16 protein-coding genes and 1 rRNA gene are annotated in these 15532 nt (G+C 41.1%); 7 read left to right on the top strand and 10 right to left on the bottom strand.

Going from position 1 to position 15532, the window contains the following annotated elements; genetic code table 11:
* From FTU02_RS09550 to FTU02_RS09535, 4 genes are all read right to left on the bottom strand, one after another.
* Nucleotides 1-595 (bottom strand): 16S ribosomal RNA (locus FTU02_RS09550); the annotation flags it as partial.
* A gap of 438 nt (nt 596-1033) precedes the next feature.
* On the bottom strand, nt 1034-2110 hold the full coding sequence (locus tag FTU02_RS09545) for a DUF6670 family protein (protein WP_180156858.1): 1077 nt from the start codon (nt 2108-2110) through the stop codon (nt 1034-1036).
* A gap of 42 nt (nt 2111-2152) precedes the next feature.
* Complete coding sequence (pssA, locus tag FTU02_RS09540) at nt 2153-2977, bottom strand: CDP-diacylglycerol--serine O-phosphatidyltransferase (RefSeq protein WP_078192422.1); 825 nt, start codon at nt 2975-2977, stop codon at nt 2153-2155.
* A 41-nt stretch (nt 2978-3018) separates the two neighbouring features.
* The gene (locus FTU02_RS09535; protein ID WP_180106962.1) at nt 3019-3876 is read right to left on the bottom strand and encodes a 23S rRNA (adenine(2030)-N(6))-methyltransferase RlmJ; all 858 of its coding nucleotides are present in this window, start codon (nt 3874-3876) and stop codon (nt 3019-3021) included.
* Between the two features lie 114 nt (nt 3877-3990).
* Between FTU02_RS09535 and FTU02_RS09530 the strand changes: the two genes are divergently transcribed.
* Nucleotides 3991-4593 carry a 2OG-Fe(II) oxygenase gene (locus FTU02_RS09530; protein WP_180156856.1) on the top strand — a complete coding sequence of 201 codons (603 nt, stop codon included), beginning with the start codon at nt 3991-3993 and terminating at the stop codon, nt 4591-4593.
* Between the two features lie 71 nt (nt 4594-4664).
* Nucleotides 4665-5192: a hypothetical protein gene (locus FTU02_RS09525; protein ID WP_180131890.1), complete on the top strand. Its 528-nt coding sequence runs from the start codon at nt 4665-4667 to the stop codon at nt 5190-5192.
* Nucleotides 5193-5243: 51 nt separating this feature from the next.
* Here the strand turns inward: FTU02_RS09525 and FTU02_RS09520 are convergent, their stop codons facing one another.
* The 5 genes from FTU02_RS09520 to FTU02_RS09500 form a co-directional block, all read right to left on the bottom strand.
* A complete protein-coding gene (locus FTU02_RS09520; protein ID WP_078189234.1) occupies nt 5244-5501 on the bottom strand; it encodes a DUF2789 family protein in 258 nt (85 codons plus the stop codon).
* A 105-nt stretch (nt 5502-5606) separates the two neighbouring features.
* Nucleotides 5607-5867, bottom strand: a complete 261-nt coding sequence (locus tag FTU02_RS09515) for a DUF2789 family protein (RefSeq protein ID WP_180156854.1) — start codon at nt 5865-5867, stop codon at nt 5607-5609.
* Between the two features lie 189 nt (nt 5868-6056).
* Nucleotides 6057-7043: a malate dehydrogenase gene (locus tag FTU02_RS09510; RefSeq protein ID WP_078192426.1), complete on the bottom strand. Its 987-nt coding sequence runs from the start codon at nt 7041-7043 to the stop codon at nt 6057-6059.
* A gap of 170 nt (nt 7044-7213) precedes the next feature.
* On the bottom strand, nt 7214-7873 hold the full coding sequence (locus FTU02_RS09505) for a ribonuclease I (RefSeq protein WP_111885947.1): 660 nt from the start codon (nt 7871-7873) through the stop codon (nt 7214-7216).
* A gap of 45 nt (nt 7874-7918) precedes the next feature.
* A complete protein-coding gene (locus FTU02_RS09500; protein WP_180106956.1) occupies nt 7919-9895 on the bottom strand; it encodes a lytic transglycosylase domain-containing protein in 1977 nt (658 codons plus the stop codon).
* Between the two features lie 307 nt (nt 9896-10202).
* Here FTU02_RS09500 and miaB point away from each other — a divergent pair, with 307 nt between their 5' ends.
* The 4 genes from miaB to FTU02_RS09480 all read left to right on the top strand — a co-directional run bounded on the left by miaB (nt 10203) and on the right by FTU02_RS09480 (nt 13636).
* The gene (miaB, locus tag FTU02_RS09495) at nt 10203-11660 is read left to right on the top strand and encodes a tRNA (N6-isopentenyl adenosine(37)-C2)-methylthiotransferase MiaB (RefSeq protein ID WP_180106954.1); all 1458 of its coding nucleotides are present in this window, start codon (nt 10203-10205) and stop codon (nt 11658-11660) included.
* Between the two features lie 38 nt (nt 11661-11698).
* Nucleotides 11699-12790, top strand: coding sequence for a PhoH family protein (locus FTU02_RS09490; protein ID WP_180103026.1), 1092 nt, complete (start codon nt 11699-11701; stop codon nt 12788-12790).
* Between the two features lie 9 nt (nt 12791-12799).
* Complete coding sequence (ybeY, locus tag FTU02_RS09485; RefSeq protein WP_180131881.1) at nt 12800-13282, top strand: rRNA maturation RNase YbeY; 483 nt, start codon at nt 12800-12802, stop codon at nt 13280-13282.
* A gap of 63 nt (nt 13283-13345) precedes the next feature.
* Nucleotides 13346-13636, top strand: coding sequence for an antibiotic biosynthesis monooxygenase (locus tag FTU02_RS09480; protein ID WP_180131878.1), 291 nt, complete (start codon nt 13346-13348; stop codon nt 13634-13636).
* A gap of 3 nt (nt 13637-13639) precedes the next feature.
* Here FTU02_RS09480 and FTU02_RS09475 read toward each other — a convergent pair whose 3' ends face one another.
* Entirely contained in the window at nt 13640-14497 is an 858-nt protein-coding gene (locus FTU02_RS09475; protein WP_213066202.1) for an energy transducer TonB, read from the bottom strand.
* Nucleotides 14498-14755: 258 nt separating this feature from the next.
* Here FTU02_RS09475 and FTU02_RS09470 point away from each other — a divergent pair, with 258 nt between their 5' ends.
* Entirely contained in the window at nt 14756-15439 is a 684-nt protein-coding gene (locus tag FTU02_RS09470) for a hypothetical protein (RefSeq protein ID WP_078192433.1), read from the top strand.
* Nucleotides 15440-15532 lie beyond the last annotated feature (93 nt).

Raw genomic sequence — 15532 nt, 5'->3', positions numbered from 1 at the left:
GACTTAAAAAGCCGCCTACGCACGCTTTACGCCCAGTAAATCCGATTAACGCTCGCACCCTCTGTATTACCGCGGCTGCTGGCACAGAGTTAGCCGGTGCTTATTCTGCGAGTAACGTCCACTATCTCTAGGTATTAACTAAAGTAGCCTCCTCCTCGCTTAAAGTGCTTTACAACCAAAAGGCCTTCTTCACACACGCGGCATGGCTGGATCAGGGTTCCCCCCATTGTCCAATATTCCCCACTGCTGCCTCCCGTAGGAGTCTGGGCCGTGTCTCAGTCCCAGTGTGGCGGATCATCCTCTCAGACCCGCTACAGATCGTCGCCTTGGTAGGCCTTTACCCCACCAACTAGCTAATCCGACTTAGGCTCATCTATTAGCGCAAGGTCCGAAGATCCCCTGCTTTCTCCCGTAGGACGTATGCGGTATTAGCATCCCTTTCGAAATGTTGTCCCCCACTAATAGGCAGATTCCTAAGCATTACTCACCCGTCCGCCGCTAGAAATCGGTAGCAAGCTACCTATTCCCGCTCGACTTGCATGTGTTAAGCCTGCCGCCAGCGTTCAATCTGAGCCATGATCAAACTCTTCAGTTTAAAATCAATAGTACATATAGTGTACCAATCTCGGCTCATCAATTACTGACAAAAATTTGCTCAAATAAACTTCGAGTAATTTCTACCATCAATCAATGAAAATAATTTCGATCAATCAATCAGTAAAAATCCACACAAGTTGTTCTTCATAATCTCTTAATGATCTTCTTGTTGGTTCGTCACCAGCAAGCTAGGTCGGCTATATTACTCTTTATTTCTAAAGAGTCAACTGGTAATTCAAATTATTTTTAAACTTATCAAATAAAACCCAACTTAATCAATTCAAACAAGTCATTGTTTTATCAGAAGTTTTAATCTTAATCACCGCCGATGGATGTGCATTCTACAGCATTTCACATCCGTTGCAACACCCTTTTCCATTTATTTTTAATTTTTCATTACGTTTGTTTATTTATTCTACTAAATTGAGTTTTTTTACTATTTTTTGAGCATAAAAGGGACAATATTTCCATATTTGTCCGTTAATTTATCTTTTTCATTCTTTTCTTGCCATTTTAAAGCTCGACAATCAACATATTCACAGTAACCACCTTCTCCACACTCGATTTCGTCGTTAATTTTAATTTGATAGTTAAAGCTTCCTGCATAGCCAGCGCCGAGTCCAAATTTAAAATCCCCACGGCTCTGCGCTTGTATATGTATTTTTAGTTTGTCATTTTGGTAAATCCATTCAAATTCACGTGGCAAATACATTTTTTGCAAATTGGGGGTTTTAACCACAGGATAAACGCGCATGACTTTAAAGAACACGCCTTGGTCTGCCATGAACACTTGCTTCTGATTTAAATCTCTTAGATATAAACGTGAGCTCAAAATATTGTTATAACGGTCTCGCGTTTGCATAAAGATAATTTGACGTTGTCGACTAAGGTTAATCACCTGATGGGTATAAAACGCTAAAGGTAAATATGGGAACTTGCGTATTTGTGCATAAGACAAAACCGCCAGCTGATTTACATCATACATCTGGCCCTGAAATTTGATTTGACCTTCACATTGGCACATCACCGACCAATATTCAGCTAGACCTAATCTTAATTTTATTAAACAAGAAGAAATACCGGTAGTTTGCACGGACAAATCTAAACTGAGTTCAGTATCTTCTCGATGGATTTGAAATACCGCTCCATCCCAACCAATCTGCTCTTTATCTCTAAATTTAAAGACGGTATCACTCAGACTACAGTCGTCTTTGATGGAATATGATTGTAATTGCCCAACCATATGACCGCTCACACTGGTCAATACTGTGGCTGTATTGAGTTCGTCTTGTTGAATAGACGCAGGATTTTGAAAAGCGGGAATCTGAGGCTGCCCAAGCCAACTCATAAAGTTAAAATAATGTAAGGGCGCAGGAAGATTCGGTAGACAAAGTCCATAATGGACTGAAGGATAAGACGTATTCGGCGCATGTAGATTTATTTTTTTATGTTGTAAATCTGGAGCTTGATTCAATCGTCTTGATTGATCCAAGAAATCTTGAAATATCTGCATATCAAGCTCCTTTTCATTTTTATTTTTATTTCATGTTTTAACTCATGCTTCAGCCTTTTTTGCCATTAGGGTTGTGACAAATCCAGACAATGCATAAATTACTGAAATAATTAAAATACCCATTGGAATATTATACGTTACAGCAGCTAAAATGAAGACTATGATTGGCAACACCGCAAATGGAACACGGCGACGATCCACAGTTTTAAATGAATAGTATTTTACATTTGAGATCATCAATAGACCCACTGCAATAATCACTACCGCATTAAAAATCTGAATACCTGTTTCGCGTAAGTCGAAGACCGCAGGGATATCCATACCTACCCATACCAATGAAATAATCATAACGGCTGCGAGTGGACTTGCAACACCAATAAAATAACGTTTATCGACAACCCCAATTTGTACGTTAAAACGTGCCAAACGGAAGGCTGCACATGCGGTGTAAACAAAACATGCTGCCAGGCCAATACGGCCTAAGTCATTTAGACTCCAGCTATACATTAAAATGGCAGGTGCAACACCAAATGCTAGTAAGTCCGATAACGAGTCAAACTGTTCACCAAAAGGACTTTGTGCGCCGATAGCACGTGCGACACGTCCATCCAAACCATCAAATAATGCTGCAAGGAAAATGGCATAAATGGCTTGTTGAAACTCACCATTCATACTGGCAATTATTGAATAAAAGCCGGATAACAACGCTGCAGTTGTAATCAAGTTTGGCCACAGATAGATCCCACGACGTTTCACTTTATGCCCTTCATGGGTATGCTCCTCTTCTTCAACTTCAAATGTAATGCCATCAAATGCATTTTCATCCTTTGAAGAAATTTCCCGCTCAGGTTTATTTGTATTTGTCATTGTTCGATCCTAACTGTGACCTTTCTTTTTCAAGTTTAAAATTATTCGCCAACCAACCAACGTACGGCTGCATGACCACCATTTTCATTCATACGAAGATGTGGGAACAACCATTGTAATGCTTCGTCCGCATCTTCAGAGAATTTCCAAGGTGGGTTAATCACCAATAAACCACAACCATTTAGACCGACTGGAGTGTCATCTGGCCATACACAAATTTCGCAAACCAACTGACGACGAATGCCGGTTTTGTACATTTTCTTTTCAAAACGTTCAATCATCGCGCGGTCTTTAATTGGATACCATACCGCAAAAACGCCTGTCGGCCATTTTTTATAAGCAGCCACCAACAATTCTACAAGCTGTGGAAAATCTTTACGTTCTAATTCGTAAGGCGGGTCAATCATGACCAAACCACGTTTTTCTTTTGGTGGAATTACAGCCAGTAAACCTTCGTAAGCATCACGCTCATGCAAGCCTGCACGTTTATCAAAAATATTGTGGCGCAATTGTTGGAATACATCGCGCTGCATTTCAAAAATCGTTGCCTTATCAGTTTCACGCATGCCTTCAAGTGCGAACCACGGAGAGCCTGGATAAGCGCCTTTGCCAAAGTTTTCACGCATTTTTTCAACAACTTTTAAATATTGTTGAACTCCTTCAGGTGCATTACGTTTAATCGAATCATCAAGCTTAACTAAACGATGAATACCATTTAAAAACTCACCTGATTTCTGTGCTTCAGAGGTCGAAAGATCATATTTACCTGCACCACCATGTGTATCTACATAGCGATAAGGTTTATCTTTTGCATTCAGTCGACTTAATAACTGAAGCAGCAAAACGTGCTTCATCACGTCGGCAAAGTTGCCTGCATGGAAATGGTGACGGTAATTCATGTTTCTTTAATTCCTAATATCAACGGACATTTTAGCATGAAAAATAGTTTCATTCCGATGCTATTCTTGCTCTAGAATACGTCACCTTTTTTTCCACAACTTTATGGATCGTATATGGAAACAGCCTTTCTCCCAAAGTCTTGGCCGGTTGATCAAATCCTCGATGATTTAGATCAACACGGGTTTAGCATTATTGATGACGCTTATCCTGCTGAATATATACATGCACTTGTTGAAGAATGTATGTCAAATTTGAATAAATTTAGGGATGCAGCCGTACAAAATGGGGTCATCAGTAAAATTAGAAGTGATCATATTTTATGGATTAACGACACATTAGATGTCGCACAAGAACATATTCAAGCTTTAGAACATTTATCAGAACAATTTAATCGTGCATTTTTTTCTGGCATTCACGAAGTCGAAGCACATTTTGCTTGTTATAACGCAGGTGAGTTTTATGCACTACACAAAGATAATCCTCAAGGCAAAAATGGACGTGTCATTTCAGCGGTTTATTATTTGCATGAATATTGGCAAGCCGACTGGGGCGGTGAATTGCGCTTACAAGATAAGAATGATGTTTGGCATATTTTAGAACCTAAACCGAATCGCATTGCGTTATTCCAAAGTGACCTATTACACGAGGTACTCGAAGCAAAACATCAACGTTTATCGATTACGGCTTGGCTACGTAATGACAACTCGATGTGGTAATTCGAGATTCCTCCTTTAAATCCCTTAAACTATCCTCATATATGAGTCATTCATAGATGAGGATGTACCCGATGCGTCAAAACAGTCATAAAATTATTCAGCGTATTGGCGAAACCGATCAATTATTTCTACAAGGCAACAGCCCTGAACTTGCTCTTGAGCGCGCAGACTTACGCCTGCAATTGGTTAATTTAAGTAAGAACCATCAAGAACAAGTGTATTTTCTGCAAGAAGCCATTGTTCTACTTGAGCAAAGCCGGATTGAATTTGAAGAAATGCCGATTGAGCTATACGTCAGTTTGTCTGTACATTTAGCCAAAGCTTATATGATATTTTTTGAAATTACCCAAGAGCAGCGCTATGCCCTGATTACCCAGCAGATTATGAAACCGATGTCCAAAGCTGAACATGGCGACATTTACTTCTACCTGGCCTATGCCTCTGCAGTAAAACAGGAACCTGCGTTAACCCGCCACTGGCTAAATAAGTACTGCAAATCTCAAGAATTCAAACTGACCACATTACTTGAGCATCCTGCATTTAATCCATATCGCCAAGAAGACTGGTTTTCAGAATTACGCCAAAGCAAACTGCACTAAATAAAAAAACACCTCCGAGGAGGTGTTTTTTTATTTGTGGAGAAATGAAATTTATGCTGGCTGCAGCTTATATGCATCCATATGCAACTGTTGATTCAGCTCATCAATCCAAATCGCCCAATCATCATCTTGTACTAAATGACTGATTAGAAAATCACGCTGCGCTTTATTCCAAAATGGCGCATCATGTAAATTTTCACTTGCAGCAAGCTGATGCGTACGCACGTATAACTCGATCGCAGCTGGACTGCTAGCTAACCCCAATTGAGAAAACAATAAAGCTAAGGATGGTTTATTTTGATTGAGCATCTCGCCCTCCTTATCAACTAATCTGTCATTTATTATTTAATTAACTTATATGATGAAGCTAAAAAAACCTAGCGTTAAAACTAGGTTTGTTGTTTCAAATTGTATTTAGATTTTGCATGATCCGAAAAGCTTATGTTCTGTATGCAATTGTTCATTTAAAATATCGACCACTATGGCCCAGTCATCATCTTTTTTCCAATGACTGATAATGAAGTCACGCTGTGACTTCGTCCAAAATGGCGCTTCATGCAATGGAACATCCATGGTGATTTGATGCGTTTCGATAAATTGATCAATGCCTTCCGGACTTGCATCTAACCCCAATTGTTCAAAAAATAGTTCCAACGTCGGTTGTTGATCAAACATTGCCGTTCTCCTCAAGCCAAAAACATTTCTTCCATCTTCATAGTTATCTGTTTAATTGACTTTGTCAGTTGCAACTACATCTCAACGTGTTATTTTTTGTTCAAAACTTAAGCTTGGTATTTTTCGCAGGCCATAAAAAAGCACCCCAAATGGAGTGCTTTTTTTTATAATTTAATTTAAAAAATTAAATTATTTAACCATGTCAGCAACTGCTGCACGTTCTTCTTCAAGCTCGTTTAGAGTGACGTTGATACGTTCACGGCTGAATTCGTCGATTTCAAGACCTTGAACGATTTTGTATTCGCCATTTTCACAAGTTACAGGGAAACCGAACATTACGCCTTCAGGAATACCATAAGAACCGTCAGAAGGAATACCCATAGTTACCCATTTGCCGTTTGTGCCAAGAGCCCAATCGCGCATATGGTCGATTGCAGCGTTTGCAGCAGAAGCAGCAGAAGAAAGACCACGCGCTTCGATGATCGCAGCACCACGTTTACCAACAGTTGGAAGGAATACGTCTTTGTTCCAAGCAGCATCGTTGATTTTGTCTTTTAAGCTTTCGCCGTTTACATTTGCAAAACGGTAGTCAGCATACATTGTTGGAGAGTGGTTACCCCAAACTGTCATGTTTTCGATGTCAGAAACTGCAACACCCGCTTTTTGAGCAAGTTGAGTTAACGCACGGTTGTGGTCAAGACGTAACATTGCTGTGAAGTTTTTCGCTGGAAGATCTGGAGCAGATTTCATTGCGATGTAAGCGTTAGTGTTTGCAGGGTTACCTACAACAAGAACTTTAACGTCACGGCTAGCAACTTCGTTAAGGGCTTGGCCTTGACCGATGAAGATTTCACCGTTTACTTTAAGAAGGTCAGCACGTTCCATACCAGGACCACGTGGACGTGAACCTACAAGAAGAGCGTAGTCAGCATCTTTGAATGCAACTTTAGGATCATCAGTACCGATCATACCTTCTAAAAGAGGGAATGCGCAGTCATCAAGTTCCATCATTACGCCTTTAAGCGCTTGTTGAGCTTTCTCAACTGGAATTTCTAATAATTGAAGGATAACTGGTTGGTCTTTACCCAACATTTCACCGCTTGCGATACGGAATAATAAGCTATAACCGATTTGACCAGCTGCGCCAGTAACGGCAACACGAACTGCTTGCTTCATGTAATTATCTCCAATTGAGGAAGGTCATAATGATTAAATAGCTGTTCTATCTAATCTTAATAATCATAAACGGCAAAGATTGTACTCCAATCTTTTGACGCTTGCATGTAAAAGAGAATGCTTTTCAACAAAAGTATGATAGGAAATATAAATAAAATGCCGAAAAAAGCTTAGAAAGAACCTTTAATTATGAAAGTTGCAGGACAATTTCCGACAATAGTCGTAGGGCAACTTTTATACTGACCATTGTTTTTATAGCAAATTTTAATCTCTGTCAGTAGGCTGCCACCACGGGTTTGCATACAGTTAAATTCAATACTTTGGGATACCAATCCGCTGTTCATACGCAACATTTTATTACGCAAGACATTGGCTTGAATGGATTGGGTTTCTTGGCTAGTCAATTCATCTGGAATTTTTAGCTTATCTGCATGATTAATAATGGTTCTGAAATACTGACTAGCATTCATTGGGATACAGCCGCCGGTAGTGTGCCAAAGCGCCACGCGAGCATTTTCATCAGGCATAATCCGTGCAACCACTTTGGCTTGCAACGGAGAAAGTTTAGCTGAACTATTGGTGGTGCAATCACGGGTAGAAGTTTCTGGATATAGTCCCGTGATATTGAGTGAATACCCTTCCAGACATTTACGTTTTTTACTTTTTAAAGGGTCATAGGCGCAAACAGCTGGCACCATTTGCACATCCATCACATAGCCATTAACCACGGGTGCTGCCGAAAGCACAGACACACCAAAGCCTGCACCACTGCCGATGAGCAGTGATGTCAGTATTCGATAAACAGGTCTAATGTTCAATTCGGCATTCATTATTTACCCATATTGCGCCTTAAAACAGGCGCATTGCTTTAATGCTTATTGCGCATTCCGTAATGGAATCATTTGCATTCGTTTTTCAATCGATTGCGGTCCCTGACCCAATAAAAGGCCGTAATGGGTTGCATTGGTCATCACATGTTTTACATAGTCTCGCGTTTCCGTTAATGGAATCGATTCGGTATATTGATCCGCTGCAATCGCTTGATATTCAGGCTGCCAGCGTCGAGCACGATTTGGACCCGCATTGTAGCCTGCAGTCGCTAATACTGGACTATTACTCAATTGACGTTGAATCATCGATAAATAGAAAGTGCCATAACGGATATTGGTATTCATATCCGTTAATGCAGCGGGGTTATAACTCTCCCCCATCTGACGAGCCACCAATTTTGCAGTGTCTGGCATAATTTGCATTAAACCACCGGCACCGACATGTGAACGTGCGCTAGTAACAAACCGACTTTCTTGACGCATCAAGCCATAAGCCCATGCAGGGTCAATACCTGCATTACGACTATGACTCACCACATAATTTTGATGCGGCATAGCATAACGTAAAGCATAATTGTGCTGTTTAGTGGTTCGATCTGCTGCATAAATCGCCCGATCATACCACCCCATATCGGTTGCACGTTTAGCTGCGGCAAGAATCATGCCATCATCATGCTTTAAGTAGGCTTGACGCACTGCCCAGTTCCATTCACGGTTAATATAGCTGTCAGATGCATTAATATTGCGCAATGCAAAGGCACGACGGAAGTGAATATCCTGACTGAGACGCTGCGCATCTTGTGACGAAGGCTGCACATTTGACGGAATATTGTTATAAGACTGACCAATTTTGTCACGTGCTAACAAATTATGGTAATCATCGCCAACGGCAAGCTTGCGATAAATTTCTTTAGCCGCACGTTTAGATGAGGCATCTCCACGTTGTTCAGAGGCACGTGCTAACCAATATTGCCAACGGTCTTCCTGCTTTTGCGAAACGCTCATCGCATCAATTGCACGAATGACACTTTCCCATGCGCCAAAACGAATGGCTTGTCGCGCATAAATCTCGGCTTCTTCTGCACTAAAAGGCAGTCCATAACTCAAATCAAGATAATTTAGAACTTCACGGTTGAAATTATTTTTCATTACCGTTGTACCACCGATATACCCGACACTACGGTATAGGGCTTTTTGTACATCGGCTGGTGTGCCTTCTGCTGCACGTTTCACCGAAGAAATCGCGCCATTTAAGTCGCTATCGGCCAATCGACCCATCGCATAAATCAGGTATGCATGATCTTCAGCTGTGGCCTTGGGTGCAGACCATAAATAATTCAGTGGATTGGCTTGAATGGTGTTGAGTTGTGACAAATTAATATTTACGCCAATGGTTTGCGCAGTCGCAATCGCTTGTCCTGACTGACCCGCTCTTAACTGTCCCCACATCCGTTGATGGCGGTCATCTTGAGTCATTAAAGGACTCGACAGCATCATACGGCCCAAGCCCGTACACGAGTCAGGTTGTGAGTTTGTGGTCAACCATACATCTTTAAATTCTGCGTAAACCAGAGGGTCGCCCGACTTTGCGCGGACTTGAGCCATAGCACATGTTTCAGCACGGTCAGCATTAGTCACATATTGCAAGACAGGCTGTGCTGTAGCGAAATCAGCTTGTTTGACTTTTTCTTCAACATAATCTGCGGCTAATTTTTCTGCCATTGCCGAGTTTGGATAGCGCTGTGCAAAATTAATAATGGCACTTGCAGGTTGTGAAGCCAAATTGTTATTCAGTAACCAATATTCTGGATAATAGCCCAAAACGTCATTTTGCATGGATGATTGATATTGTTGTAATAAACTAATATTGCCTGCATTCGCAGCACGTAAAGCATCGTTAAACTGCTCATCTGCGGCTTGGGAAAACGCAGAAATTCCGGAGAGCCCGACACTCAAAGCAAGTAATTTAGCGTAATTTTTCTGTTTAAAATTATGTTTTAACATCCACTTGCCTTCTTTCATGTCATTCTGCTCAGTTACAGCACATCGAACTTTGTTTAGGAATTAGTTTAATAATTCTAAACTCTGCATTGTGTTCTGTTATGTAACCTTATGATTAGCCAATATTAATTTTCAAACATTTTTGCTTCATAAATCAATATGGCAGAGTTGTCATTTTAGGCTGTAAGTTTCTAGTAAATTACTGCTAAAATATTGCCCATTCTTAAAATCCCCTTTTTGACCTCCGCAGCTGCACAATTCAATTGATTGAATTGTCTGTCAGCCACGTATGGTTATTGATTTTCATAAAATTCCTTTAGGAGCCTACATGACGGTTCAAACCTTCATCCCCAATAGTGCCCAAGCTGCCCCAGATAACACTGTTACCCAGCCACAGCACACCCCAGCTCAAGATGGAACAGTGAAAAAACTGTACATCGAAACGCAAGGGTGTCAGATGAATGAGTATGACAGTCAACGTATGGGCGACCTTTTAGGTGATTCTCACGGCTATGTGCTGACAACCGATCCAAAAGAAGCGGATATTCTCCTGATGAATACCTGCTCTATCCGTGAAAAAGCACAAGAAAAAGTATTTTCTGAGTTAGGCCGCTGGCGCAAGCTGAAAGAAAAAAATCCTGACTTGGTGATTGGTGTTGGTGGCTGTGTTGCCTCTCAGGAAGGTGACAACATTCAAAAACGCGCACCGTATGTAGATATGGTGTTTGGTCCACAAACCTTACACCGTTTACCGCAAATGCTGGATCAACATACTGAGCAAGTGGTCAAACCAAAAAAAGAAAAAATTCAGTTGGTGGATATTTCATTCCCTGACATTGAAAAATTCGACTTTTTACCTGAACCGCGTGTAGAAGGGTTTAAAGCCTTTGTCTCGATTATGGAAGGCTGCTCAAAATACTGTTCTTTCTGTGTGGTTCCTTACACACGTGGAGAAGAAGTATCACGTCCACTGGATGATGTATTGGCTGAAATTGCCACTTTAGCTGAAAAAGGCGTACGTGAAATTTCATTACTCGGCCAAAACGTGAATGGCTACCGTGGTGAAACTTTTGAAGGGGAAATCTGTACCTTTGCAGACTTATTACGTTTAGTTGCTGAGATTCCAGGGATTGGTCGTATTCGTTACACCACATCGCACCCGCTTGAATTTAACGATGACTTGATTCAATGCTACCGTGACTTACCGCAAATGGTTTCTCACTTGCATCTACCGGTTCAAAGTGGTTCGAATGACGTTCTACAAGCCATGAAACGTAACCACACGATTGATGTATATATCGATAAAATTGCTAAATTACGTCAAGTTCGCCCTGATATGCATTTATCTAGCGACTTTATTATTGGCTTCCCGGGTGAGACTGACGAAAACTTCGAAGAAACTTATCAATTTATCCAAGATATGGACTTCGATCATTCATACAGTTTCATCTACTCAAAACGTCCGGGTACTCCTGCCTCAGAACTTGAAGACACAACCCCTGAAGATGTGAAAAAAGAACGTCTTGCAAAAGTTCAACAATGGATTAAACAATCCAGTATCGATAAAACTGATGCAATGCTTGGGACCATTCAACGTGTCTTGATTGAGTCTGTTTCAGACAAAGATCCGAACTTGCTGATTGGTACTGCAGACAATACACGTTTGGTTAGCTTTATCGGTGATCCTGCATGGGTTGGGCGTTTTGCAGAGATTGAAGTGACAGATATTAAAACTTTGAAGTTTGTTTACGGTGAACTCTTGAATCTTGAGCCTGACGTGGCGTAATGTAAGCTTAATCGTCAGACCAATTTAAAGGAATTCTCTTGACTGCAGCGATTCGACGTACTGTAACTTTTGCTGGTATTCCACTTGACCGTTTACAAAGCATGCTCGGTGCCTATAACGGTCATCTCAAACAAATTGAACAACGTTTAGATGTCAAAATTTCTCATCGTGCAGATGCTTTTTTTATTGATGGGGAAATCGATGCGGTAGAGAGAGCCGAAAGTCTCCTTCACCGTCTTTATGAAGAGTCCGAAACCAATCTACAGATTAGTGCGGACATTTTACACATGATGATTCAAGGCAGTCAGACTGACCGCGAAATTCAGGAAGATTTTTCTGAAAATGAGCATACCGGTTTAGACAATGTTTATCTACAAACCCGTAAAGGTCGGATCAATCCACGTGGTGCCAATCAAAAACGCTATGTACAGCGTATTTTACAAAGCGATATTTCATTTGGTATCGGCCCAGCGGGTACAGGTAAAACTTATCTCGCGGTCGCCGCTGCTGTAGATATGCTAGAACGTAATGAAATTCAGCGTATTTTATTGGTTCGCCCTGCGGTTGAAGCAGGTGAAAAACTGGGTTTTTTACCCGGTGATTTGAGCCAAAAAATTGACCCTTACTTACGTCCTCTCTACGACGCTTTGTATGAAATGCTGGGTTTTGAAAAAGTCGCAAAACTGATTGAACGTCAAGTGATTGAAGTTGCACCACTCGCCTACATGCGTGGTCGTACCTTAAATCATTCTTTTGTGATTTTAGATGAAGCACAGAACACTACCCCTGAACAGATGAAAATGTTCCTCACCCGTTTAGGCTTTGGTTCTCGAGCGGTGATCACGGGCGACATTACACAGGTCGATTTACCTCGTGGTCAACAATCTGGTTTGGCACATGCCTTACGTGTGATTGAAAAAATTAAAGAAATTCATATTACTCGCTTCCACTCTCGTGACGTGGTACGTCATCAATTGGTTCAAAAAATTGTTGAAGCCTATGAGGGATGGGACAGCGAACAACATCGCCTCACAGCTGAACAACGTGCGGAACGTAAAGCACGTCAGGAAGCCTTGGTGGCGGACAATGATGCTAAAGCTGATGGGCAGCATCAAGACGAAAACATTTAAGGATTCATTTTGAAACTTAATCTCTCCTTGCAGCAAAATTTTCAGTCACCTGAATTGGTGGTGAAACGTGCGCATATCAAAAAAGTCGTGGAAACGGCTTTACATCATATCGATACACAAAGTGATTGTGAGATCGGTATTGCATGTGTGGACAATGATGAAAGCCACAAATTGAACTTGGAATATCGTGGCAAAGACAAACCTACCAATGTGCTGTCTTTTCCGAGCGATCTCCCAGATGAAATGGCGGCAGTTTTAGACTCATTTCCGATTGGCGACTTGGTGATTTGTATTCCTGTAGTTCTTCGAGAATCACAAGAACAAAGCAAAGCCCCCCTGACCCACTTTACGCATATGCTGGTACACGGTACGTTGCACCTGATGGGCTATGACCATGAAACCTCTGATGAAGATGCTGAAGAAATGGAAGCTTTGGAGATCGAGATTTTAGCCAAATTGGGGTTTGATAACCCTTATCTGGAAAGAGATTAAGAACTAAAAAAGCGAGCTCCGGCTCGCTTTTTTTATCGTCATAAAAAACAAGGAAGGAAAGATATGCAATATGTCGTGATTTTTAAAGCACGCATTCGTACGCTTGATGAGCTGTATTTTTCGACTGCACAGCAGCTTAGAGACAAAGCCTTGACACACTTTAACTGTCAACATTTTGAAGCGCTGACAGAGGATGAGCATGAAATCGCCCTTTCCTACTGGAATACATTAGAAGACATTCGAGCTTGGCAACAAGATGCACAACATCTAGTGGCGCAGCAATTGGGAAAAAACCAATGGTATACGAATTTTAGCGTCGAAATCTGCGAAGTTTTGCGACGCTATCGCGACTGAATTTTAACGCACCTCAAACTCTGCTTCTGCAGGATCGAAGCGCCAAGTACGCACAATACGAAGTTCTGAGATGTCTTTCATTTTGGCATCAAACAAACCAAAAGGTGCCGCCTTACGTACAGAGGTTTTTGCAGCTTCGTCCAATAAGTTTGAACCTGAACTTTCGATCAAACGAATGGCACGAATCCCGCCATTACTGTTCAAAATAACCATTAAGCGTACTTCACCGCGTAGCTGCTGCTGTTTTGCTGCTTCAGGATAATAACGGTTACCGTAAAACTCGACTTTTTCGCGAAACTTTTCCATGTAAGCAGCAGAAACATCTTGCTTGGCTTGAATACCATCAATGGTTTTAATTTTTTGCTGACGGCTAAAGTTTTGCTGGCGTTGTAAATATTGAGCTTCGATACTCGCCACCATCGCAGCCTTGGCCTGAAACTGACTATTCAACTCCTCAACGGCTTTTTTGCGACTGTTTTCTTCCGCTTGTTTTTGCCAACTCAAGGTTGTCATCAACACTTTGTCTTCAAAGCTCAGCTCTTTCTTTTGTTGCAGTTGTTCTAAAGCTTCGCTTTTTTGCTCCCCGGCTTTTTGTTCGATCATCGGTGCAGGCATGTCACTCGACATACGATGTGACTCACGGAATGTCCCAGAGCCCTGCTGATCGGCTTGTGCTAAAAAGTCTGCATGTTCAATTTTTTCCGTCGTAGAACGTAAAGAAACTGCAATTTCTTTGGTGTTATAATCCGCCTCTTGGGGCATGGAAAATTGCATGGTTAAAAAAGCCAAATGCAACACAGCAGCAAACGCCAATGCAGTTGCAAATATGGGATCTTTCCACCACTCTTTCATCAAGGGCATGAACGTTATTTTTTTCAGCATCACATTAAACCGACAATTTGCCGCATTCCCCAAACTGCTTAAAACAGTATAAAATAAAACTCGTATTCATTTTTTGATGAAAACGAGAAATCCATCAACACATAGATAATGCACAATTAAAATCATGAAAATGGTGCAATTTATTTTGCTAAACTGCAAGATCAAAACCTTGTGTTTTTATAGAAATCGACAAGATAAACATCGTTAAAAAACATAATTTGTCAGGATGCACTTCTTATGCAAACGCTAGTTTCCAATATCGCTAAACGTATACGCCAAGTGTACCAAAAAGCTGAAGGATTTATTGAAGATGAGCGTGAATTCCCAATGTCTCAAGTGTTTTTAAATGCGACATTTCAGCGCTTTGTGACCGATAATGTGAAAATGCTCAAAGACTTGCATGCTGACCTGCATGATGACTGGCTTCGACTGTATGCCACATTGGATTATAACGGGCTGATCATAACACTCTCTGTTGATTTAAAACTGGTACAGATGGAACTCAACAAACAAACCCAATTGATCGTATTTGAACAAATTAGTGATACACAAGTGATTGAAGCGAAGTATCCAAATGTTCTGTATAAGATGGGCGTGCGCATGGCGTTATGGTTCTATCAAAAAGTACTCAACCAAGATCCATTGGGTATGATTTTGGAAAAGCTCAATGTGATCAAAGTTAAAGATGATTTACTGTATTTAGACCTGAATCGCTGGCTCGGTAAAAGTCGATCGATTATCGACACATTGGGCAAAGTCCATGTCAACCATGCTGTTTTACGTGAGGCCGAATTGGTGGTGATTGGTAATGTTAATTTAACCGCATTGTTCACCAAGATGTCGCAAGAACGGATTGAAGACTGGGATGATTCAAATTTAAAAGACGATGAAGTCACGCCAATTAAGCAAAAGGAAAGCTAGACTTATCCTGTACTTAGATATCTTGAGCCTATAAAACGCTACACAACATATACATTAGGCACGGATTTGTGACGTGATTCTCCACAATCCAGC

This window comes from Acinetobacter sp. YH12045, from assembly GCF_013419925.1.
GTDB lineage: Bacteria > Pseudomonadota > Gammaproteobacteria > Pseudomonadales > Moraxellaceae > Acinetobacter > Acinetobacter amyesii.
This window is presented reverse-complemented; position numbering and strand designations above follow the sequence as displayed.

What these genes read in the sequence shown, in the direction of transcription:
- FTU02_RS09505 (WP_111885947.1), bottom strand. Translation starts at nt 7,873, where the DNA reads ATGAATGCCGAATTGAACATTAGACCTGTTTATCGAATACTGACATCA.
- FTU02_RS09535 (WP_180106962.1), bottom strand. Translation starts at nt 3,876, where the DNA reads ATGAATTACCGTCACCATTTCCATGCAGGCAACTTTGCCGACGTGATG.
- FTU02_RS09515 (WP_180156854.1), bottom strand. Translation starts at nt 5,867, where the DNA reads ATGTTTGATCAACAACCGACGTTGGAACTATTTTTTGAACAATTGGGG.
- FTU02_RS09520 (WP_078189234.1), bottom strand. Translation starts at nt 5,501, where the DNA reads ATGCTCAATCAAAATAAACCATCCTTAGCTTTATTGTTTTCTCAATTG.
- FTU02_RS09500 (WP_180106956.1), bottom strand. Translation starts at nt 9,895, where the DNA reads ATGAAAGAAGGCAAGTGGATGTTAAAACATAATTTTAAACAGAAAAAT.
- FTU02_RS09545 (WP_180156858.1), bottom strand. Translation starts at nt 2,110, where the DNA reads ATGCAGATATTTCAAGATTTCTTGGATCAATCAAGACGATTGAATCAA.
- FTU02_RS09530 (WP_180156856.1), top strand. Translation starts at nt 3,991, where the DNA reads ATGGAAACAGCCTTTCTCCCAAAGTCTTGGCCGGTTGATCAAATCCTC.
- miaB (WP_180106954.1), top strand. Translation starts at nt 10,203, where the DNA reads ATGACGGTTCAAACCTTCATCCCCAATAGTGCCCAAGCTGCCCCAGAT.
- FTU02_RS09475 (WP_213066202.1), bottom strand. Translation starts at nt 14,497, where the DNA reads ATGCCCTTGATGAAAGAGTGGTGGAAAGATCCCATATTTGCAACTGCA.
- FTU02_RS09470 (WP_078192433.1), top strand. Translation starts at nt 14,756, where the DNA reads ATGCAAACGCTAGTTTCCAATATCGCTAAACGTATACGCCAAGTGTAC.
- FTU02_RS09510 (WP_078192426.1), bottom strand. Translation starts at nt 7,043, where the DNA reads ATGAAGCAAGCAGTTCGTGTTGCCGTTACTGGCGCAGCTGGTCAAATC.
- pssA (WP_078192422.1), bottom strand. Translation starts at nt 2,977, where the DNA reads ATGACAAATACAAATAAACCTGAGCGGGAAATTTCTTCAAAGGATGAA.
- FTU02_RS09525 (WP_180131890.1), top strand. Translation starts at nt 4,665, where the DNA reads ATGCGTCAAAACAGTCATAAAATTATTCAGCGTATTGGCGAAACCGAT.
- FTU02_RS09480 (WP_180131878.1), top strand. Translation starts at nt 13,346, where the DNA reads ATGCAATATGTCGTGATTTTTAAAGCACGCATTCGTACGCTTGATGAG.